This window comes from Bradyrhizobium sp. ARR65 (assembly GCF_000472385.1).
Lineage (GTDB): Bacteria > Pseudomonadota > Alphaproteobacteria > Rhizobiales > Xanthobacteraceae > Bradyrhizobium.
This window is the reverse complement of sequence record NZ_AWZU01000002.1, coordinates 81,361-102,811: the sequence shown is the minus strand read 5'-3', so window position 1 is coordinate 102,811 and position 21,451 is coordinate 81,361. Positions and strand designations below refer to the sequence as shown.

Genomic DNA, 21,451 nt, shown 5'->3' with positions numbered 1-21,451 from the left:
GGACATGCATCGGCATACAATTTGGCCGTCAGATCATCTTCTTGCGGCTGAGCTGTTCGATCTCCCCTTTCCGAAAGCCAAGCCAATCCTGATACACCTCGCGATTATCCTGCCCCACATTGCCGGCGGCGTTGCGCATCTGCGCGAGATCGACGGTGAAGCGCGGCACGACATTGGCCATCACCACCGAGCCGAAATCCCGGCCGGGCACGCGCGTGATCATGTCGAGCGCTGTCACCCTCTACCGCTTTTCGCGGTCTTCTTTTTGTTTGGCTCGCGTGGCTCGATCGTCGGCTCGGCCTCGTTGGCGAGCGCGCGGATACTGACGGCAAGCGCCCTGATGCGCGGGCCGATTTCCGCCTCGAGCTGCCCGGACTGCAGGCGGAAAGCAGGGATGCCGCAATTGATGGAAAAGAATTGCCCCAGGCTTTGCGCGCAAAACAGCGGCGCGGCAACGGCGTGAATGGAAGGCATGTACTCGCCAAAGCAAGTACAGAATCCTCGATCCGCGCATTGCCTGATACCGGCCTGATACTTGTCGCGATGGGCAGACCACAAGGCGGCGTCGTCGGCCATGATCTGCTGCTCCAACAGCGCAGACTCCGCCGCGGGCAATAACGCAGCCGCCGCCCGTCCCATCGCCGTACTGACGACGGGAATCGGCATACCTATGTCGGGAACGTGGGGCCCGACATCGCCCGATCTCGCCGTCTCGACATAGATCGTCGCGGTGCCGTCGAGCAGGCCGATCGAGACCGTCCCACGGACGCTCGCCGCGAGCTCCTGCATCAGAGGTCGCGCGACCTGGCGAAATTGCATGCCGGACAGAAGCGGGTGGGCCATGCGCAAGACCCGCGCCGCAAGCCGGTATTTCGCGAGGTCTTCGTCGTAGCGGAGATAGCCGAGCTCGGCGAGCGTGTGCGTCAACCGCGCAACGGTCGGCCTGGGAATCCCGGTGCGCGCCGCAAGCTCCATGTTGCCGAGCATGGGCGCGCCGGCCTCGAAAGCCTCGAGCACCACCAGCCCCTTCGCAAGCGTCGTAGCGAAAGCCGCATCGCCAGCGCTCTCGGCAAGCACAGCTTCTGCGGATGAGGACGGAATGAAGGCTGGCTTACGCCGCGCTGCAGAGGACATGACCTGAGATAAACCCAAATTCAGGTATTCGTCCATATATTCTTTCTATTTATCATTTCTGTCTAATATTCGGACAAGCTCGGGCGCGACCGCGCCGTTCTTCCCCAAGAGATGCTGCCGTGTTTGCGTGCAGCCTGACGAATATTTTTGCTGGTTGGAGCCGATATCGTGGAATAATATTACCCACAAGCACGATCTGACGATACAAATTTCCTAAACCTTGGAGGCCGCATGCTCGATGAACTTGATCGTAAAATCCTGGCTATACTCCAGGTGGACAGCACGATCTCGGTGCAGGACATCGGCGACAAGGTCGGACTGAGCGCCACCCCGTGCTGGCGGCGGATCCAGAAACTGGAGAACGCGGGCTATATCCGCCGGCGCGTCGCGCTGCTCGATCCGGAGAAGCTGAACCTCGGCGTCAGCGTCTTCATCGCGGTCAAGACCAATCAGCACAATGCGGAATGGGTGGATCGTTTCAGAAAGATCGTGATCGGCTTCCCAGAGGTCGTCGACTTTTTCCGCCTGAGCGGCGACGTCGATTATCTGATCCGCGCCGTGGTGCCTGATATCCGCGCCTATGACGAACTCTATCGGCGACTGATCGAGAAGATCGATCTCTACGACGTCTCCTCGATGTTCGCGATGGAGCAGATCAAGTCCACGACGGAGCTGCCGCTGGTCTATGCCTCGGCGCAGCGCGGCCGCGAAGCGGCGGCCCGGCAGTCTGCAACCGTGTAAGTCGCTGCGCCGACGAATGCCGTCGCTCTACCGCCGAATTTGTCGGCAGTTACAAGGGGCAATTTCCTTCGCATAAACGGCGCCTGGGCTTATGGGTTCCGACCTACGCCGGGACGACGTGGTCGTAGCGTGGTCGAAGGCGCATCGCGCCGTGCCCACCATTCCCGGAACTCGATCGTGAAACGTGGCACCCTTGGTTTCACCCACCCTACATTTCGCGCGGGCGCGCGAAGGTTGCCCGCGTAAGCGGAGCGATACGCGTGTCCTGACATAGCTCACGCCTTACATGCCGACATCCGCTGCTCACCGCATCTTCAGCGCCAGCTCCGTTCCACCTTTCAGGGGCAGCGTCATGGAGATAAAGCCGTTGTCGGGATCGCGGATGAATGCCAGGAAATCGGCTTCCGCGTTGTCGTTCAGGACGTATCCGCCGACGCGCAATTGCGGCGCAACGATCTCGATCACTTCCCTGGCCAGCGACGGCCCTTGTGGCGCGGGCCAGCCGTCAATCAAGGCGAAGTCGATTCCGCCGCCGAGATCGCGCAGCGTCTTGCGCGCATCGCCCTCGCGTATCTCCACATAACGCTCAAGTCCGGCATCAGTGAGATTCGCTCGCGCCGCCGCCACTTTCGCAGCCACCAGTTCGGATCCGATCACGAGACCGCCGCCGTTGTCGCGCATGGCGGCGGCGAAATAGAGCGCCGACATGCCGACCGATGTGGCAAAATCCACCACCCGCCGTGCACCCATGCCGCGGCACAACAGATAGATCAGGTCACCCTGGTCGGGATGAATGGAGAAACCATAATCCGCAAACGCTTCGGGATCATGGTTTTGACGCGGTCCGCCGCCGCGCTCGGGAAACCGCCGCGTGGTGTGCAGCCGTTCAATGATGGCCCTCACTTTGGGATCATGGATCGGGCCGAACGGATTGATTGCGCCAAGGTCATGGGGTGGCATTGGGAATCCTGACAGAGTTGATCACGCCCCCGGCGCTGCTCTATCACCCCACCGCATCTGCCGCACCTCCGCAATGTCGAGCGGTCCTAGAAGATGTCTATCTTCGCAACGCTGACCGGCAGCGGCGATCTGGACAAGGACTTAGTACGGCTGTTACGCACACTTGTCGCGGAAATGCCAGCGTGAAAGAAGCCAATGTCCGACCATTTCTCCAACCTCCAGCAAATCCGAAAACCTGCCGTGACCTCCAAGGGCGGCATCGTTGCTTCACAATCGCGGCGTGCGGCCGAGGTCGGCGCGGAGGTGTTGCGCGCAGGCGGCGATTGCGTCGATGCGGTAATCGCAACGGGCTTTGCACTCGGGGTGCTAGAGCCCTGGATGAGTGGTATTGGCGGCGGCGGCGCGATGGTGCTCTACCGTGCCAAAGAAGATCGCTACGAGGTGATCGACTACGGCATGCGCGCGCCGCAAAGCCTGCGCGTCGAGGACTATCCGCTCACCGGCGACGGGGCTGCAGCATCCGACATCTTTCCCTGGCCGCGGGTGAAGGATGACCGCAACTTGCACGGTCCCTCCTCGATCGCGGTGCCCGGCGTCGTGGCCGGACACGCGGAAGCGCACCGGCGCTACGCCAAGCTGCCGTGGCGCGAGCTAATCGCGCCGAGCGTCGTGCTCGCCGGCGATGGTCTTCTGGTGGACTGGTGGACCGCGCTCGCGATCGGCAGCGCGGCGGCGGATTTGCGGCGGTATCCTGCGAGCGCCGCCGCCTACCTGAAAGACGGCCTGCCGCCGCAGCCGCAATGGGGCATCCGGTCCGTTGTCCGCCTGCCGCAGGATCGGCTCAAGGCGACGCTTTCGCAGCTTGCCGAAGCTGGCGCACGCGATTTCTATGTAGGCGATCTAGCGCGCAGCATTGCGGCCGATATTCAAGCGGCCGGCGGCTCGCTGTCGGTGGAGGATCTCGCCTCGTTCCAGGCCCATCTGCGCGAGCCGCTGAAGATTCCCTATCGCGGCGGCAGCGTCTACGCGACACCGGAGCTCACGGCCGGACCGACGCTCGCGCAAACGCTGCGGCTGTTGTTGAAGGACGATTTGCGGGCGCAGGCTGGGGGCAATGCGCCGAACGCGGTGGTCTACGCAGCCTATGCGCTCGCGCTGCAGGCGGCCTATGATGACCGGCTGAAGGACATGGGCGATGCCGACAGGGGGCGCGCGCTCGGCGCCGAATATCTGGCGCCGAGCTGCACCACGCATTACGCGGTGGTCGATCGCGACGGCAACATGGCGGCGGTGACGCAAACGCTGCTCTCGACCTTCGGCTCCAAATTCGTCACCCCGCAAAGCGGGATCACCTTCAACAACGGCATCATGTGGTTTGATCCGACGCCGGGGGTGGCCAACTCGTTGGCGCCGGGCAAACGCTGCCTGACCAATTATACGCCCGTAGTGGCGCAGACCGCCGACGGCAAGCGGCTCGCGCTCGGCGCTTCCGGCGGCCGCCGCATCCTGCCCGCCGTGACACAGATCCTGTCCTTTGTGATGGATTTCGGCATGGACTTGAACGCGGCCATTCATCAGCCACGGATCGACGCCAGCGAAGGCAAGATCGTGATCGGCGACACACGTCTTCCACCGGACGTGCGCGAGTTCATGCGCCGGCAATTCGATTATGAAGAGGCGCGGGTGCAGAGCTGGCCCGGAAAGTTCGCCTTCCCGAGCGTGGTGCTGCGCGCGGGCGATACCAACAGCGGCGCGACCGAGGTCTTCCACGCCTGGGGCGAAGCGGTCGCGGAGAGCTAGGGCATCCGCCCGTCAAGTTGCAGAGCTGGACGAACGCCTTCGACCAGGCCCATCACTGCGAGGGACGAAGGGGCGAAGCAATTCTGACTGCATCCGCGGACTGGATTGCTCGCTGGAGCCTGTCATCGGGCCGCGCGCTTCGCAGAGACCCGTTGGCCCGCAATCACGCGCGGCGCTGTTCGCCTGAGCCGTTCTGCTTGAGGGCGCTACCAAGCGCCGGCAATCATTAAAACGAAAATGCTCAGGGATGAGACGCAAGCGATCATCGGAACATACCATTCGGGTCGGAACATAGTTGCCTCCCGAGCGGCTTGAAAGCAGTCTCTGCCACCTACCAAGCGCCAACGGCAATGAGAACGATAATGGTCAAAAGAGCAATGCAAGTGATCGTCGCGGGGACGGTAAGCCATTCGGGCATCGTTGCCTCCCGAGCGGTTGTTCGCAAAGGCTAAGCCGGGCAGCGCGACGAACAGTATGAGGTGGCTAACACATTGCAATTAAAGCGCATTTTCAATCCAAGGAGGATTGGCGTCGCCGTATACACTTCAAGCGCGAAAGCTCGCGCAGCGGCGATGGCTCAAAATCATCTCAGCACGTCCCGCCCAATCGTCGCTCGAGCACGCCCACGTCATGCGGATCGTCAATGTCACCTCTTCCCGCTTGCGGGGAGAGGTGACAGCAAATCGCAAGGCCGCCATCTGCCTCTTCGTCAACCCGCCATCAACAGATCGCTGATCCGGATCGGGAAGCGTCGCACGCGGACGCCGGTGGCGTGCCAGACAGCGTTGGCGACCGCGCCGGCGCTGCCGGTGATGCCGATCTCGCCGACGCCCTTGATGCCGAGCGGATTCACGTGAGGATCGTGCTCGTCGACGGTCAGCACGTCCAGCGACGGCACGTCGGCATTCACAGGCACATGATACTCTGCAAGATTCGGATTCATGATACGGCCCGAGCGGCGGTCCATCACGGCTTCCTCGTGCAGCGCAAAGGACATGCCCCAGATCATGCCGCCGAAGAGCTGGCTGCGCACCAGCTTCGGATTGATGATGCGCCCCGCCGCGAAGGCGCCGACCATGCGAGTGACGCGGATCTGGCCGAGATCGGGATCGACCTTCACTTCTGCAAACACCGCGCCATGCGCGTGCATCGCGTAGTCCGCCTGCGCAACCGGATCGGCCGCACCGCCACCCGTGGCTTCGATTTCGGCAAGACCGGCGCGCCGCAAGATATCGGCGTAGGATTCGCAGCGCGTCTCGTCGTCTCGGCGATGCAGGCGCCCATTACGGGCGATCACGCCGGCATTGCCGGCGCCGAACAAAGGCGAGCGCTGGTCGCGCGTGGCGAGATCGGCAAGTTTTGCGATCACGGCCGCGCCGGCATTGTGAATGGCCACGCCCGCGGTCGCGGTGTGCGCTGAGCCGCCGGCGATGCCGGCATCGGGCAGATCCGAGGTGCCGGCCTTGAACTCGACGCGGTCGATATCCAGGCCAAGGCCGTCGGCCGCGATCTGCGCGAGCGCAGTCCAGGCGCCCTGCCCCATATCATGCGCGCCCGTCTCCATCACGCCACTGCCGTCGGCGCGCAGCACGGCGCGCGCATTGGCCTGGAACATGAGCGCCGGAAAGGTCGCGGTGCCCATGCCCCACCCGACCAGGAAGCCGTTTTCATCGCGGACCTGCCGGGGGCTCAGCGGGCGTTCCCACCAGCCGAACCGCTCGGCGCCCTTGGTGTAGCATTCGCGCAAGGCTTTTGACGAAAACGGCTTGCCGGAGATCGGCTCGACCTCTGCATCATTCCTGATGCGGAACTGCAGCGGATCGATGCCGCAGGCCCACGCCATCTCGTCGATTGCGCTCTCCAGCGCTATCGAGCCCGTTGCCTCGCCGGGCGCACGCATGAACAACGGGGTGCCGGTATCGACACGCACCGCCTCATGCGAGGTTCGGATCGCACGGCTCGCATAGAGCGTGTGCGAGGCATCGGCAGCCGATTCATAGAAATCGTCGAACGAGCTCGTGACCGTCTTGGCGTGGTGTTCCAGCGCGGTCAGGAGGCCGTTGCCGTCGGTGCCGAGACGAAGGCGTTGCCGGGTCGGCGCGCGATGGCCAACGGGGCCGTACATGTGTTCGCGGCGCAGCACCAGTTTCACAGGCCTGCCGACCAGGCGTGCCGCCATGATGCCGAGGATCTGCGGTCCAGAGATAAGGCCCTTGGATCCGAAACCGCCACCGAGGAAGGGACTGCGGATGTGGATGTTCTCCACGGGGATGCCGAACAGGCCCGCGATGCGTCCCTGCGCCCAGGCAAGCCCCTGGCTCGGCGTGTCGATGGAAAGCTTGTCGCCATCCCAGCTTGCTACGATCGCGTGCGGCTCCATCGCATTGTGATACTGCGCTGGCGTTTCATAGCTCGCATCGATCGCCTTGGCGGCCGCAGCAAGTCCCGCCTCGACGTCGCCGTGCTCGACGATGGGGGGATGGCCGGGCCCGACGGCGGGCGGCACGAAGCTTTCATCGGCGTCGAGGCCGACGCGCGCCGACAGCGTTTCGTATGTCGGCGTCAGCAAGGCTGCGCCTTCGGTCGCGGCTTCCAGCGTTTGCGCAATCACCACTGCGATCGGCTGGTTCGCATAGCGCACGGCATCGCTCTGCAGCAGCTCCATGCGGAACATGAAGGGATTGGTCTTGGCGTCCGGATCTTCCGCGAGCGGCGGCTTGTGCGTGGGCGTCATGACGTCAACAACGCCGGGATGGCTTTTGGCCGCGGCGACATCAAGGAACGTGACTCGGCCGCGCGCGATGCTGCTCACAGCCAGCACGGCATAGAGCATCCCCCTGGGATGACGGTCAGCGGCGTAGGGCGCCTTGCCGGTGACTTTCAAGATGCCGTCACGGCGGGTCAACGGTTGGCCGATATTCGCGCCATGCCGCAGATGGGCCGGCGATTCGGTTAGGCGGATCTCAGGCGTCATGCAACGCTCCGGGGACAGATGAGAAGGGGGAAGCCGGCAAAGCGGGAATCCGTTCTGGCGTGCCGCTCGCGGCGAGGCTCAGCGCCCGCACGACAATGCGCCGCGCGAGCTCGATCTTGAATTGATTATCGCCGGAAGGTTTTGCGCCCGCGAGCGCAGCCTCCGCGGCGCGGCGGAAGGTCTCACCATTCGGCGCGCCACCTGCCAAGACCTTCTCGGCCTCATGCGCGCGCCAGGGCTTTGCCGCGACACCGCCGAGCGCGATGCGCGCCTCCGCGATGCTGCCGCGCTCCAGCCGCAGACAAGCCGCGGCCGAGACTATCGCGAAGGCATAAGAGGTGCGCTCGCGCACCTTCAGATAACGCGCGTGCGCGGCGAAGTCGCTGGCATCACCGGGCAGCTTGAGCGCCACGATCAGGTCGCCGGGCTCGAGCACCGTCTCCCATTCCGGCGCGTCAGCGGGAAGGCGATACAAATCCTCGAGCTTCACATTGCGCCGGCCGCCCTTGCCTTCGATTTCCACGACGGCATCGAGCGCGACCAGCGGCACGCAGAAATCCGACGGGTGGGTGGCGATGCAGGCATCGCTCCAGCCGAGCACGGCATGCAACCGGTTCTCGCCCTGTCGCGCATCGCAGCCGCTGCCGGGTACGCGCCGGTTGCAGGCGCTCGCAACGTCGTAGAAATAGGCGCAACGCGTGCGCTGCAGGAGGTTGCCGCCGACCGTGGCGGCATTGCGCAATTGCGCCGATGCGCCGGACAGCAGGGCTTCGGCCACAGCCGGATAGGCCTTCGCAAAGCTCGCGTCATGGGCGAGATCGGCGTTACGCACCAGCGCGCCGATACGCACGCCGCCATCCGCCAGCGGCTCGATGCGGTCGAGCCCCGGGAGATGCGTCACATCGACGAGCCGGTCCGGCCGGCTCACGCCGCCCTTCATGAGGTCGAGCAGATTGGTGCCGGCGGCAAGATAGGCTGCGCCCGGCGCGCTCGCGGCAGATACCGCTTCGGGAATGCTTGCCGGCCTGACATAGTCGAAACTTTTCATGCGACGCGCCTTTCCTTCTCGGCGGCGAGGGTCCGCTGCACGTCCAACACCGCTTCGGTGATCCCCGCATAGGCGCTGCAACGGCACAGATTTCCGCTCATGCCTTCACGGATGCGCTCGGGGTCGCAGCCCGCCTGCCCTTCATTGATCAGGCCGAGCGCGCTCATGATCTGCCCAGGGGTGCAGAAGCCGCATTGGAAACCGTCATGTTCGATAAAGGCCGCCTGCAGGGGATGCAGTTTCTCGCCCTGGGCCAGGCCTTCGATTGTGGTGATGTCCGCGCCGTTATGGCTGATCGCCAAGGCGAGGCACGAATTGATGCGCCGGCCGTTGACCAAAATGGTGCAGGCGCCGCATTGGCCGCGGTCGCATCCCTTCTTGGTTCCGGTCAGATCCAACTGCTCACGCAAGAGATCGAGCAGCGTCACCCGCGGGTCTGGCAACGCGATGTCGCGCCGCACCCCATTCACGGTGAGGCTGATGGAGTTAATCATGCAAGGCTCCGATCAGTGCTATGGTCGGACGGCTGAAGCCGGCGGCCACTCGCGGTGGTCACCCCAATTGCCGTCTGTTTGCGGCGAGGCATATACGGAGGCGCCCTCCGCTTTGCAAGGGACCCTAGGCATGGGAAGCGAAAGCGGCTACCGGTTCTTGCGAAAAAGATCATGCTCGAACAAAAAGATAGCGCGGGTATGACGATGCAAAAAAAGATCGTCGCGCTGTAGGCACGAAGAAGTGAGATGACAGAGCCATCCGCGGCACTCGTTCGAAAACCCCGCGCCGATGCGATCCGTAACCGCGAGCGGGTGCTCGAGGCGGCCAAGGCCGTGTTCAGCGCAGGCGGCGCGGAGGCGAGCCTGGAAGCCGTGGCGCGGCAGGCCGGCGTCGGCATCGGCACGCTCTACCGCCACTTCCCGACCCGCGAGGCCTTGTACGAGGCGGTCTACCGGCGCGAAGTGGAGCAGCTCGGCGAACTCGCGGAAAACCTGAAGACCGAAGCCAAGCCGGTCGATGCGCTACGCCGCTGGCTCGCCTCTAACATCGAGTTCGTCGCGACCAAGAAGGGCATGGCCGCCGCGCTGGCGCTGGCGGCGCACGGCTCGCCGGAGCTGCACAGCTTTTCGTTCGAGCGCCTGACCAAGGCGATCGGCACCCTGCTCGACCGAGGCATTGCCGCCGGCGAGATCCGCGGAGACGTCAGCCCGGAGGACGTGCTGCGCGCGCTGGTCGGCATGTGCTATTTGCACGACCAACCCGGCTGGCAAGCGACCGTGCTGCGGCTGATGGACGTGTTCGTCGACGGCTTGCGCGTGCAGCCTGAGCCTCCACGCAAGGCCGCGCCGAAGCAGCGCGCCGGAGGCCGAAAAACAGTGGCGCGAAAGCGAAAGCGCTAGCCGGATTGAGCGCTTTCGGATTGGCTGCTCAAGCGCGACTAGAAATCCAAGATTAGACCGACCTTGCCGAGGTGACCTCCCCTTGCGAGGAAAGCGAAGGCATCACGAATCTGCTCCGCCCGAAAAGCCTTGGCGATGACCGGCCGAATCTTGTGCCGCTCCGCGGCACGCACGAAGTCTTCGAGATTCTCCCGGTTACCGGCTGTCGCGACGTGGATGGTGGTCGCGTGCCTGATTGCGGTGAAGATGTCGAGATCGGCGATGATGCCTGCGGCATAGCCCACCAGATGAACCAGACCGCCCATTCGGGTCGCGGCGATCGAGCGGGTCAGCGTGTTGCCGCCCGCAACGTTAACCGAGATCTCCGCGCCCCTCTGATCGGTCAAATTGAGGACATCGTTCGGCCAGCTCTCGGCAGCGCCGTTGCCAAGCACATCATCGGCGCCCAATGTACGCAGGGTGTCTGCGTGGCGATCGTTCCGCGTCACCATGATCGTTCGTGCGCCGGCGGCATGCGCGAGTTGCAGCGCAATCGTGGAGATCCCGCCGCTTCCCTGGATCAGCACGGTTTCGCCCGGGCGCACCGAGCCAAGTTGAAACAGCGAATGCCAGGCAGTCGCGGCGGCGACCGGCAACTGTGCGGCCTCGGCGGCATCGAGATGGCGTGGGGCGCACACAGCCTCATCCTCGTGCAAGCACATCAACTCCGACAAGACGCCGTCGCTCGGCCCGCCGAGCCGCCGCCGGACGTTCCATGGCCGGATCGGGCCATCGATCCACTCCGGCAGATAGGTCGGACAGACCAAGTCACCGATCCGAAATCGCGTGACCTCGCTGCCGATCTGGATGACCTCACCGGCGCCATCGGAAACCGGCACCAGCGGCGGCGAAACGCCAACGTGGTAATGTCCGCGGACAATGGCCAGATCGCGGAAATTGAGCGCCGCGGCGCGCATGCGCAGCACGATGTCGCGTGGACCCGGCACCGGATCCGGCCGTTCTGTCAGGACGAGATCGTCCAACGAGATGGTCTTGAAGAATGCATAGCAGCGCATGGTTCATCCGCTCTTGTCGTTTCGGGAGTTGTACATCAAGACAAGTTTGCCCATTGGCCGGTCCGCCGCATGATCAATCACGAGCTGCGAACACGCTGCCCCGCATGGGTCGCGTCCGACCCTGCGCAGGCAACGCCAAGTGTCGAAGTAGCTCACTGCCTCCGCTATCCGCTCACCCTCAAGCGAGAAGCGATCGCAAGCCCCGCATTCGAACGGAATGCCGGCTACTACGCCGCTCACCTGCCACTCGACGAACAGAAGTCCCGGCCGGTAAGCCCATATCTAGCGAGGTGGTAGATGCTTTCCATTACCTGTCAGGTAAGCGGATTCCGCTGAGGCAATAGAGATCGACCGCGCCTCATCGTGCCAGAAATGGCTTCACAAGCCCCAGGAACTGGTCGGGGCATTCCTCCGGCGTGTAGTGGCCGCAGTCTTTGAGAATTGCGCCGTCCACGTGATCCGATACGCGCTGCATCGTGTCGATCGTGGTTTGGCCGGCTCCGATCGTCCCGCCGATGGCGAGCACGGGCATCGAAAGCTTGGCCTTCATGAGTTCCTGGTTCTGTCGTTGCGTTTGCGGAATGGCGCGATAGTAGGCGAAGCCGGCCTTCATCGCACCCGGCACGGAATAGGCGCGGACATACTCATCGACGGCAACGCGATCCGGCCGATAGGCGAGATGTTGGACAACCCAGCGTAGATACGGACCTTCCCGCCCCGCCACGAGGAACTCGGGCAAATCCCGTAGCTGGTTGAACATGAATTGCGTCAACCCTGCATTCGCGTCCGGTGGCAGCAACATGGGAGGCGTTGGGCTGACTCCGGGAATCAGGGCTTCACTAACGATAAGCTTGTCGATCGCCTCGCCGTGCTGCGCTGCCAACGGATAGGCGATCCACATGCCGACGTCGTGGCCAATCACCGCATAGTGGTCCGCGCCGAGCTTGTGCATCAGTTCGCTCAGATCGTTCGCTGTGGTTTCGGTGTCGTAGCCGCTGTCGGGGCGGCTGGAGTCACCCATGCCGCGCGTGTCCACGGCGATGACGCGGTAGTCCTTCGCGAGCTCCGGCATGACCTTTCGCCAGATGTACCAGGTCTGCGGCCAGCCAGGGATGAGCAGCACAGTTCGTTCACCCTTGCCGCCAGCCACATAATGCAGCTTCACGCCATTGACCTCAGCATAATGGCTCCTGAAGCCCAGACCGAGATCCCCGTCATCGGACCGCGGCTTCAATTCCTCCGCGGAGGCACAAACGAAGCAGAGATTGATGACTACGAACGTCACCAAGAGTTTGCAACATCTCACTCCCGGCATGGGTCTCTCCCCGGTTTCGGAAGGTCATGACACCGAGTAACGACCAATGCGATCGGAGGTTGCAGCGCCGATGGCGGTTCCGCCGTCGCTTGCCCAATTGCGCCCAGTGCGCCGAATCTCCACGCAGGATTGTGTTGTCGGACCGGTTGGAACAAGTCCGCAATCGGGGAGGCGACCGCGAGTTGGATGAAAGTCGCCGACGCCAATTTGTCATCACGTCGCGATCCGCTTGATCTTGCCAATCAACAATCTTGATCGAACCAGAATTCAGGGTGCAGCTCGACCAGATGGTCGACGACTGCAGCTGCGCCGGTGAAATCCTCATCGCGAAAGTACAGGCTGCGCGTAATCAAGACCGGCACGCCGGCCGCAGCCGCCGCAGCGAGACCGTTGCGGGAATCCTCGATGGCCAGGCAGGTCGCTCCGGGCAGCCCAAGAGTGCCGAGAGCCACGATATAGGCGTCCGGCTCCGGCTTTTTCTTAGACACGTCCTCTCCTGCGACGATAACGTCGAAATTCCGCTTCCAATCCGGTCCCAGATTTCTGCTTAGCAGCGCGACGATGTTGTCACGCGACGTGGTCGTCACGATCGCCAAGCGCACGCCCCGATCGCGAGCTTGATGGATCAGCGCAGCCACTCCCGGTCGCAGCTCGCAGGCGCCGCTGCAAACGAGATCGGCATATCTCCGCGTCTTGAAGCGATGCAACTCGTTGATGTCCTTGTCCGACAGAACGACGGACCGCCCGGGCAGCGAGTTCAGAAAGTGTCGAATCCGCTCCCGTCCGCCGGCGATCCGCAGCAGCCTGCCATAGGTCGCAATGTCCCAGCTCCACGGCAAGCCTAAATGGCCAAACGCGTCGTTGAATGCGCGCCGATGAAACTCCTCGGTCTCCGCCATCGTTCCATCGACATCGAGCATGATGGCTCCGAAGCGGTCCAAGCTGTCCTCGCGTGCATTGTCCTACAGGCTTTCTCGGGCGAATTTTGACTCAAGCGCGGGGGCGTGACGACTTTGAAATGCTAATAGGAGATAAAGCTTTCGCTTATACCTGCTCGAAGCCGCGATCGAGGAGGCGGTCAGGACGGTCGAGCCATGCGCCGTGGATCGACATGGCGGTCATACTCATCGGCCGAGACAAAGCCCAGCGCGACGGCGGCCTCCCGCGGCGTGATCCCCTCCTCCCACGCCTTCGCAGTGATTTCCGCGACCTTGTCGTAACCGAGAACCGGGTTGAGGGCCGTCGCAAGCAGCAAGGCATCGGAGACGTTGCGGGAGAGCCGCGCGCGATCGACCTCGAGGTCGCGCACCAGGCGCACAGCCAACATCGTCGCGCTGTCGGCCAGGATGCGGATGGACTGCAGCACATTATAGATCAGGACCGGCTTTGCGACGTTGAGCTCGAAGCTCCCCGACGCGCCGGCCGCCGAGACCGTGGCGTGATTGCCGATGACCTGGAAGGCGGCCTGCGCCACCACCTCCGCCACCGTCGGATTGCGCTTGCCCGGCATGATCGACGAAGTAAGCCCGTCATGCGGGATGATCAATTCGCCAAGGCCGCAGCGAGGCCCCGAGCCGAGCAGGCGGATGTCGTTGGCAATCTTCAGGAGCGACGCGGCGATAACATTCAGGGCCCCCGAGACCTCGACCAGGGCGTCGTGTGCGGCCATGCCTTCGAACTTGCTCGGGTTTGGCATGAAGTCTATCCCGGCGAGTGCGCTCGCCTCCTCGCAGAAGGCGACGTCGAAGCCAGGCGGTGCGTTGAGGCCGGTCCCGACGGCTGTGCCGCCTTGCGGCAATACGCAAAGCCGCGGCAGCACGTCGCCCACACGCGCGATGCCATTTCCGACTTGGCAAGCAAAGGCATCGAAGGACTGGCCGACCGTCATGGGCACGGCGTCCATCAGGTGGGTGCGGCCGATCTTGAGGACATCGGCAAAGGCGTTCGCCTTGGCGGCGAATTCATTCTCCAGCATGGCGAGCGCGGGACAGAGCCGGTCGCGTAGCTCCAGCGCGGTCGCGATGTGCATCACCGTCGGGAAACTGTCGTTGGAGGATTGCGAGCGGTTGACGTGATCGTTGGGATGCACCGGCGACTTGGTCCCAAGAGGCTGGCCGAGCAGTTCGTTGGCCCGGTTGGCGATGACCTCATTGACGTTCATGTTGGTCTGGGTGCCGGATCCGGTCTGCCAGATCGTGAGCGGGAAATGCGCATCGAACTTCCCCTCGCGAAGCTCGGCCGCGGCGCACTCGATCACATCGGCAAGCGCGGGATCAAGCGCGCCGAGCCTGCGGTTGGCGCGGGCGGCTGCGATCTTTTGCAGACCGAAGGCATGGATGAGACAGGGTGAGAAATGTTCCTCGCCGACAGCAAAGACCGCGCGAGCCCGCTCGGTCTGAGCACCCCAGTAGCGATCTATCGGGGTTTCAACGGCGCCGAAGGCATCGTGCTCCGTTCGGGTCGCGCGCGTCATGATCGATCGTCCTTCGGAATCGGGTTTGGCTCGATGACTGTTCTGGCGCGCGCCTCGTCATCGAACTCGGCGGTGATTTTTGCCACCACGATCGTGGCCACCGCATTGCCGATGACGTTGCAGGTGGCGAGCGCGATCGACAGGAAGCGGTAGACGCCGAAGATCAAGGCGAGGCCCTCGACCGGCAGGATGCCTGTCGTGGTAACCGTGGCCGCGAACACGACGAAGGATCCGCCGGAGACGGTCGCGGCGCCCTTGGATGTCAACAACATGATGGCGAGGATGCCAAGCTCCTGCTGCCAGCTCAGCGAGACGCCATAGGCATTGGCGAGGAAGATGACGCCCATCGACATGAACAGCGAGGTGCCGTCCAGGTTAAAGGCATAGCCGGTCGGCAGGACCAGACCAACGGTCTGTTTCGAGGCGCCATAGGCCGGCAGCTTTTCAAGCAAACGTGGCAGCACGCTCTCCGAGGAAGCGGTGCCGAGCATGATCATGATCTCATCACGCAGATAGCGCAGGAGGTCGAAGAGGCTGAAACGGAAGGCCGCGCAGATCGTCCCGAGCACGACGACGATGAACAGGACGATGAGGACGTAGAAGGCCGCTACAAAATAGATGAGTGACAACAGAACGGCCGTCCCATTGGAGCCCACGGCATAGGCGATGGCCCCGAAAGTGCCGATCGGGGCGAGCCGCATGATGATGTGGATGAACTCGAACAGCGCCGTCGAGATGGTGTTGAGCCCGTTCTCGATCGGCGCGCGCTTCGCAGGCGCGAGCGCCATCAACCCGAAGCCGAAGATGAGCGCGATGACGAGCACCTGTAAGAGTTCGCCCCGCGCAAAGGCGCCGATGAAATTGTCGGGAAAGACGTTCAGCAGGAATTGCGCGAAGGTCGTGTGCGAGGCTTCCGCCGCCTTTGCCGCGGCTGCGGCGCCTTTGGCCGCATCCGCCGATGCGCTGATGTGGCCGAGATTGCGGCCGACGCCGGACAGGTTGCCGAACACCAGGCCGAGCGCAAGCGCAAGCGTCGACACGATCTCGAAGTAGATCATGGCGGTCAGGCCGACCTTGCCGACGCGCTTGATGTCGCCGGCGGCGACCACGCCGACAGCCACCGTCAGGAAGACCAGCGGGGCGACCGCGGTCTTGATCAGCCGCAGGAAGATGTCGCCAAGGATCTTGAGTGAGGCCGCGAAGTCGGGCCAGAGCAGCCCGACGACGATGCCCAGCGCCATGCTGACGGCGACCTGAAAGCCGAGATTGCCGAGGAGCGAGCGCTCCTTTCCACGCTTCGCATCCGTTCCGTCGATGTCCGCCATCGCCGTCATGGCCACGGTCTCCTCCTGAAACAGTTGTGAGATGTCGCAAGCGCGCTCTTAAGGGCGCCTTGAAGGGTTTCTTGCGAGCTCGGTCAGCCCCGTCTTGCCTGCGCCGATCTGGCCAGCGCGATCGCCCGATCGACCATTTCGCCGGACAGCCCGAGATAGCGGGTGGGATCGCAGTGCGCGCGGATCATATCGACGCCGCCGAGCGCGGTGACGATCTCCGGCTCGCCTGCGAGGATGTCGGCGAGCTGACCGCCGCATTCGATTGCTTTGCGGCAGGCCTCGTACACCACGTCATGCGCGCGCTGCCGGCCGAGGTTCGGTGCGGCCGCCATCATCACGGCCTCGGCAACGATCAAGCCATGCGTCAGGTCGAGGTTTTCGCGCATGCGCCGTTCGTGGACCACGAGACCCGAGAGCATGAACTTGGCGCTGGCGAGCGAAGCCGCGGTGAGCAGGAAGGCCTCGGGCAAGGACACCCATTCGAGATGCCAGGGACCCGTTGCACGCTCGAAATCATGGATCATGCCGTCGAGCATGGTGGCGACGTGCTGACGCACGGCCTTGGCGGAGGCGAGCATGAGCTCGCTGGAGATCGGGTTGCGCTTTTGCGGCATGGTGGACGAGGCGCCGCGGCCGGGCACGAAAGGCTCCGACACCTCGCCGAATTCCGTCGCCGACATCATCATGACGTCGGTCGCGATCTTGCCGAGCGTTCCGGTGATCAGCCCGAGCAGCGTCACGGCTTCGGCGATGCCATCGCGGGCCACGTGCCAGGTGGCGGAGGGCTGCGCGAGGCCAAGCTCTTCGCAGAACAGGCGCTGAATTTCCAAACCCTGCTCGCCGACCGAGGCGAGTGTGCCGGCGGCGCCGGCAAATTGCCCAATGAGGACGCGAGGGCGGGCCTGAGCCACGCGCTCGCTATGCCGCTCGACCGAGGACAGCCAGACCGCGGCCTTGTAGCCGAAGGTGACGGGCAGCGCCTGCTGCAGATGGGTACGGCCGGCCATCGGCGTGTCGCGATATTTCGCGGCGAGCTTCACCAGGATATCGCCGAGTTCGACCAGGTCCGCGGCGATGATGTCGAGCGCGGCACGAAGCTGGAGGACGGTCGCCGTATCCATGATGTCCTGGGTCGTGGCGCCCCAGTGGACGTAGCGTCCCGCCTCACCCGCCGCGGCGGTGAGCTGATGCACCAGCGGCAGGATGGGATAGCCGACGATCTCCGTCTCCTGCCGCAGCCTGTCGAAGTCGATGGTGATCGTCCTGCTGGCTCGGTCGATCGCCTCTGAGGCTGCCGGCGGGATGACGCCGGCGCGAGCCTCAGCCCGGGCGAGCGCTGCTTCCGCCTCAAGGTAGCAGCCGACAAGCGCCTCATCGGAGAAGATCGCGCGCATCGCGGGAGTGCCGAACATGTCGCGGAACATGACGGAATCGAAAACGGTGCTGGCCAAGACGCTTCCTATGCCTGAACTATGTACGAACATAATATTTTGATCGTACATATTTCGAGTTGTCAAGACCTGGCCTTGACACGCCACGCCGGCTTGCGGATGTCCTTTTGGGCCGAATGGAGATGGTGAAGATTGGAAACGCGCTACGCCTATGTTGCTCGCAGCCTCACGGAGGCGATCGCCGCGGGGCGTTATCCCGTGGGCTCGGTCCTGCCGAACGAGATCGAACTCGCGGCCCAATTTGGCGTAAGCCGGTCGACCGTTCGCGCGGCCATGCAGGAATTGCAGGCCTCAGGCCTGGTCAGCCGGAAAAAAAGCGCCGGCACGCGGGTGGAGGCATCCTCCCCTTGCCTTGGGGGTCACGGATTCATCCAGACCCTCGGCTCCGTCGAGGCGGTCCAGCAATTCGGCATCGAGACAGTACGCGACATCCAGGAGGTCGCGGAAGAGGTCGCCGATGACGAACTCGCCGCCTGGCTCGGCTGCCGCGCCGGCCGCCGCTGGTTACGCATCTCGAGCGTGCGTCTCGTTCCTGGAGATAAAACGAGGCTGCCGATCTGCTGGACGGATATCTACATCGATGCCGCCTATGCCGGTCAGGTGCGCGCCCGGATGAAGAACCATGCGGGCATCTTCGGCACGCTGCTCGAGACGATCACCGGCCGGCAGATCGCCGAAATCCGCCAGGACATCCGCGCGATCGGCGTGCCGCCACGGATCGCCGCCAAACTTCGCGCCGAGGCCGGATCGCATGCGCTTGAGATCCGGCGCCAATACGTCCTGAGCCCGAACTCTCTGGCGGAAATCTCGATCAGCGTCCATCCGGCCGATCGCTATGGCTATTCCATGCGGCTCACGCGGCAAGGATCCCCCGCTCCGAACGAAGGCGGAGGCCGGTCACGCGCGCGATCCGCGCGGAGCAAGTGAAGGCTGGCTTTGCCTCGAGCCGGGCTCTGCCGAGCTGTCCACCCTCGCGCAGCTACGCGGCTAACATCTCATTTTTTCCGGCTGGCGTTTTCGGGGAAGGAGAAAACGCCCGGTTCAAGGTCTGAAGATCGGGCCGCAACGCCGTAGAGCCCAGCGCACCGGCGCCTGCGACTGCATACGTGTTGGTCTCGAGACCGATAGAACGAAGGTTCTGGCGCACGGTCCAGACTTCGTGCATCGATGGTGACGTGAGGAAGTCGTGCCGCAGCCTCCGGCCGCTCGGATGTCGAAGGCGCTTGCGCCCTCCCTGTCGTCGCGTACCCCGCCGTCGCCACAGTTGCGAGAATGACGAAAGCCGCGCTCACCCCTGCCGATAGTGAACTCTTCAACGTTGCGCCCCATCGGAACCCCCAATGAGGCACCCACTAACGCCACGAAACCATTGTGAAAAAGAAATTGGACGCGATTTCTCTCTAGAAGCTCTCAACTTTGGAAGCAGTCGAAATGGCCATCGAACTTTAGAACGTTTCCATGCGCATCGTCGATCTCATGCGTGATCAAGCGATTCAAGCCCTGCAGGGCGATGCCTTGATTTTGAAGTTTCACGATCACTCTCCTCGCGTAAGCCGTGCTATCGTAAGCGCGAAACAGAAGGGAGATCGCAATGGCCAAACCTCTTCGACAGCAGCCGTTCCCAGCTCTTCCAAAGCGTCGACTTGTTATTCGATCGGAAGAAGCGATCGAGTTGCGGGATCTTTACGAAGAGCTGCCTTACGCCGCGATGCGTGCGGCGGAGGCATTGCGTGCGGATGGAGCAGCTCTGAGAGGAGATGACTTGCTGCCTTTCTGGCGAGCGGAAAACGAGGTCACGGAAATCATTCAGCGAATTAATGAGATTCTTACGCCCGAATGGATCTCTCAGGCTGCGAAGCCTTGAAGACGCGCTGTCATTTCCCCGCAAGGCGAGTCCCGCGGCGGTCTACGCCACAGCTAGCGAGGCCCTTGCGCGCAGGAGCAGCGCGACCACGATCGCCATGTTGAGCGCGTTCCAGGCAAGGCCGTTGGCGAAGGCCGCCGCATAGGAGCCGGTCGCGTCGAAGATCACGCCGGAGATCCAGCCGCCGAAGGACATGCCGATCACGGAGGCGAAGATCACCAGGCCGACGCGTGTTGCGGCCTCCCGCGCCGGCATCGCCTCGCGCACGATGATGGCATAGCTCGGCACGATACCACCCTGGAACAGGCCGAACATGCCGGAGATGAGGTAGAGCGAGGTTAGGCTGTCGAAGAACAGGTAGAACAAGAGCGCAAAACCTTGCGCGACCGATCCGATAAGAAGCGTTCGGATGCCGCCGATCTTGTCGGCCAGGAATCCCGAGCCGATGCGGCTGACGATGCCGAGCGCCATCATCAATGAGAGCATTTCGGCGCCACGCGCCACGCCATAACCGAGATCGCCGCAATAGGCGACGATATGCACCTGCGGCATTGCCATCGCCACGCAGCAAGCGATGCTCGCAATCGAGAGCAGCGCGGTCAGCGCATTGGTCGAGAGGTTAAGATCGAGACGCGGCGGCGCCGCGCCGGCGTGATCGCGAACCGCGGCATGTCCGATCTGGGCACGCAGCACCAGAAGCAGGAGCACCATCGTCACCGCGCAGAACACGCCGATCGCGACGTAGGTTGCGCGCCAGCCGGCGCTCTCAACACCCCATGTGGTGAGCGGCGGCCACGCCGCGCCGGCGACATAATTTCCGCTGGCGACAATGGTCACTGCGAGCCCGCGATAGCGCTCGAACCAATGCGACACTTCGGCCATCAGCGGCGCGAAATTTGCCGACGTGCCGAGTCCGATCAAGAAGTGCACGGCGATGAACTGCCACAGAGTCCCGGACAGCGCGGCCAAGACATAGGCGCATCCGAGAACGGCGATGCTTGCCCCCATCGCAACGACGATGCCGAAGCGGTCGGTCATTCTGCCGACGACGACGCCGCCGAGGCCGAAACCGAGCATGGTGAGCGTAAAGGCCAGCGAGACCGCGCCACGGCTCGCTGAGAACTCCGTCTGCACCACGGGCAGCACGACGACGACCGTCCACAGACCGACGCTGCCGATGGAGGCGATGAGAAGCGCAAGCGCAAGCCGCAGCCAAGCCTGACGCGAGTCGGGCGCAGAGGCGGGCGTTTCCTGCACTTTGTTGGTGTTGGGGGCGTGCACGACCCGCAACTTCCCTGTCCGGAGCCTATCGGTCAAGCAATATGACGCGATATTAGGCATGCGCATCCAACGCAACAGCAGTTCCGTGTCTGTTCCCCGATGCTGCGGCCTTCGAGCTTGACGCTCTCGATCGCGCGTTCGATATAGGCAGGCAGGTGGACAAGCGGGCATGCGCCTCATTCGAACGATCATCGCCGCAATGATCGCCCTCTCGGTGGCCATGCTGCCGGTTGCGGGGTTCGCCGCTCCTATCGTCAATCCGACACAAGACGTTGCTGACCAGATGTCAGGTGCAGCGGACGCGATGGAAATGGCCATGGTGACCGACATGTCGGGTACGATGGGCGCGATGGATGAGTGCTGTCCGGACCACATGAAGGCCAAGCCGTGCGACCAGCCTGCTCATCAGTGTCCAGTCGCCTGTTGCACGGCCCCACTGACAGGCCTTGCCAACGCCGCCATCACCCTTCTGGACGTGCCTATGGTGGCGGGACGGCCGCTACCGATCCCTGTGGACCAGGTCGTTGCTTTGCACAGCGGCAGTCCACCGTTCCGACCTCCTCGAATCTGACCGTCTCTTGAAACGCCGAAACGCGTGAGCGCCTGCGCTCGCGCACGATGACGCTT

19 protein-coding genes are annotated in these 21,451 nt (G+C 63.4%); 6 read left to right on the top strand and 13 right to left on the bottom strand.

Annotated elements, in window-relative coordinates; all coding sequences use genetic code 11:
• Positions 1-28: 28 nt before the first annotated feature.
• Together F758_RS0103135 and F758_RS0103130 are read right to left on the bottom strand one after the other, a co-directional pair.
• Positions 29-238 (bottom strand): hypothetical protein, encoded by a 210-nt coding sequence (locus tag F758_RS0103135; protein WP_157449840.1) that lies wholly within the window; start codon positions 236-238, stop codon positions 29-31.
• Entirely contained in the window at positions 235-1,134 is a 900-nt protein-coding gene (locus F758_RS0103130; protein ID WP_024506480.1) for an IclR family transcriptional regulator, read from the bottom strand. Before F758_RS0103130 ends, F758_RS0103135 begins: the two co-directional genes overlap by 4 nt.
• Before the next feature lie 231 nt (positions 1,135-1,365).
• On the opposite strand from F758_RS0103130, the gene F758_RS0103125 reads away from it, so the two are divergent.
• The gene (locus tag F758_RS0103125; RefSeq protein ID WP_024506479.1) at positions 1,366-1,875 is read left to right on the top strand and encodes an Lrp/AsnC family transcriptional regulator; all 510 of its coding nucleotides are present in this window, start codon (positions 1,366-1,368) and stop codon (positions 1,873-1,875) included.
• Positions 1,876-2,178: 303 nt separating this feature from the next.
• Here F758_RS0103125 and F758_RS0103120 read toward each other — a convergent pair whose 3' ends face one another.
• Entirely contained in the window at positions 2,179-2,835 is a 657-nt protein-coding gene (locus F758_RS0103120; protein ID WP_024506478.1) for an O-methyltransferase, read from the bottom strand.
• A gap of 195 nt (positions 2,836-3,030) precedes the next feature.
• On the opposite strand from F758_RS0103120, the gene F758_RS0103115 reads away from it, so the two are divergent.
• Positions 3,031-4,635, top strand: a complete 1,605-nt coding sequence (locus tag F758_RS0103115) for a gamma-glutamyltransferase (protein ID WP_024506477.1) — start codon at positions 3,031-3,033, stop codon at positions 4,633-4,635.
• A 709-nt stretch (positions 4,636-5,344) separates the two neighbouring features.
• Here the strand turns inward: F758_RS0103115 and F758_RS0103110 are convergent.
• The 3 genes from F758_RS0103110 to F758_RS0103100 are packed head-to-tail and all read right to left on the bottom strand — an operon-like array spanning position 5,345 to position 9,151.
• The gene (locus tag F758_RS0103110) at positions 5,345-7,609 is read right to left on the bottom strand and encodes a xanthine dehydrogenase family protein molybdopterin-binding subunit (RefSeq protein WP_024506476.1); all 2,265 of its coding nucleotides are present in this window, start codon (positions 7,607-7,609) and stop codon (positions 5,345-5,347) included.
• Positions 7,599-8,657 carry an FAD binding domain-containing protein gene (locus tag F758_RS0103105; RefSeq protein WP_024506475.1) on the bottom strand — a complete coding sequence of 353 codons (1,059 nt, stop codon included), beginning with the start codon at positions 8,655-8,657 and terminating at the stop codon, positions 7,599-7,601. Before F758_RS0103105 ends, F758_RS0103110 begins: the two co-directional genes overlap by 11 nt.
• On the bottom strand, positions 8,654-9,151 hold the full coding sequence (locus F758_RS0103100) for a (2Fe-2S)-binding protein (protein ID WP_024506474.1): 498 nt from the start codon (positions 9,149-9,151) through the stop codon (positions 8,654-8,656). Before F758_RS0103100 ends, F758_RS0103105 begins: the two co-directional genes overlap by 4 nt.
• A gap of 246 nt (positions 9,152-9,397) precedes the next feature.
• Here F758_RS0103100 and F758_RS0103090 point away from each other — a divergent pair, with 246 nt between their 5' ends.
• Positions 9,398-10,051, top strand: a complete 654-nt coding sequence (locus F758_RS0103090) for a TetR/AcrR family transcriptional regulator (RefSeq protein WP_035720623.1) — start codon at positions 9,398-9,400, stop codon at positions 10,049-10,051.
• Positions 10,052-10,089: 38 nt separating this feature from the next.
• Here the strand turns inward: F758_RS0103090 and F758_RS0103085 are convergent, their stop codons facing one another.
• The 6 genes from F758_RS0103085 to pcaB form a co-directional block, all read right to left on the bottom strand.
• A complete protein-coding gene (locus tag F758_RS0103085; protein WP_024506472.1) occupies positions 10,090-11,106 on the bottom strand; it encodes a zinc-dependent alcohol dehydrogenase family protein in 1,017 nt (338 codons plus the stop codon).
• A 358-nt stretch (positions 11,107-11,464) separates the two neighbouring features.
• Positions 11,465-12,340: an alpha/beta fold hydrolase gene (locus F758_RS0103080; RefSeq protein ID WP_051386665.1), complete on the bottom strand. Its 876-nt coding sequence runs from the start codon at positions 12,338-12,340 to the stop codon at positions 11,465-11,467.
• Between the two features lie 323 nt (positions 12,341-12,663).
• The gene (locus F758_RS0103075; RefSeq protein WP_084305062.1) at positions 12,664-13,341 is read right to left on the bottom strand and encodes an HAD-IA family hydrolase; all 678 of its coding nucleotides are present in this window, start codon (positions 13,339-13,341) and stop codon (positions 12,664-12,666) included.
• Between the two features lie 158 nt (positions 13,342-13,499).
• Positions 13,500-14,894 (bottom strand): class II fumarate hydratase, encoded by a 1,395-nt coding sequence (locus F758_RS0103070; RefSeq protein ID WP_024506469.1) that lies wholly within the window; start codon positions 14,892-14,894, stop codon positions 13,500-13,502.
• Positions 14,891-16,228 carry a cation:dicarboxylate symporter family transporter gene (locus F758_RS0103065; RefSeq protein WP_157449838.1) on the bottom strand — a complete coding sequence of 446 codons (1,338 nt, stop codon included), beginning with the start codon at positions 16,226-16,228 and terminating at the stop codon, positions 14,891-14,893. Before F758_RS0103065 ends, F758_RS0103070 begins: the two co-directional genes overlap by 4 nt.
• Before the next feature lie 83 nt (positions 16,229-16,311).
• Positions 16,312-17,712: a 3-carboxy-cis,cis-muconate cycloisomerase gene (gene pcaB / locus F758_RS0103060; RefSeq protein WP_502689118.1), complete on the bottom strand. Its 1,401-nt coding sequence runs from the start codon at positions 17,710-17,712 to the stop codon at positions 16,312-16,314.
• A gap of 99 nt (positions 17,713-17,811) precedes the next feature.
• Here pcaB and F758_RS0103055 point away from each other — a divergent pair, with 99 nt between their 5' ends.
• Together F758_RS0103055 and F758_RS43210 are read left to right on the top strand one after the other, a co-directional pair.
• Positions 17,812-18,606, top strand: a complete 795-nt coding sequence (locus F758_RS0103055; RefSeq protein ID WP_024506466.1) for a GntR family transcriptional regulator — start codon at positions 17,812-17,814, stop codon at positions 18,604-18,606.
• 664 nt (positions 18,607-19,270) lie between these two features.
• Positions 19,271-19,543, top strand: coding sequence for a hypothetical protein (locus tag F758_RS43210; RefSeq protein ID WP_035720622.1), 273 nt, complete (start codon positions 19,271-19,273; stop codon positions 19,541-19,543).
• 42 nt (positions 19,544-19,585) lie between these two features.
• Here F758_RS43210 and F758_RS0103040 read toward each other — a convergent pair whose 3' ends face one another.
• Positions 19,586-20,755: an MFS transporter gene (locus tag F758_RS0103040; protein WP_502689121.1), complete on the bottom strand. Its 1,170-nt coding sequence runs from the start codon at positions 20,753-20,755 to the stop codon at positions 19,586-19,588.
• Between the two features lie 238 nt (positions 20,756-20,993).
• Here F758_RS0103040 and F758_RS0103035 point away from each other — a divergent pair, with 238 nt between their 5' ends.
• A complete protein-coding gene (locus tag F758_RS0103035) occupies positions 20,994-21,395 on the top strand; it encodes a hypothetical protein (RefSeq protein WP_024506462.1) in 402 nt (133 codons plus the stop codon).
• Positions 21,396-21,451: the final 56 nt, after the last annotated feature.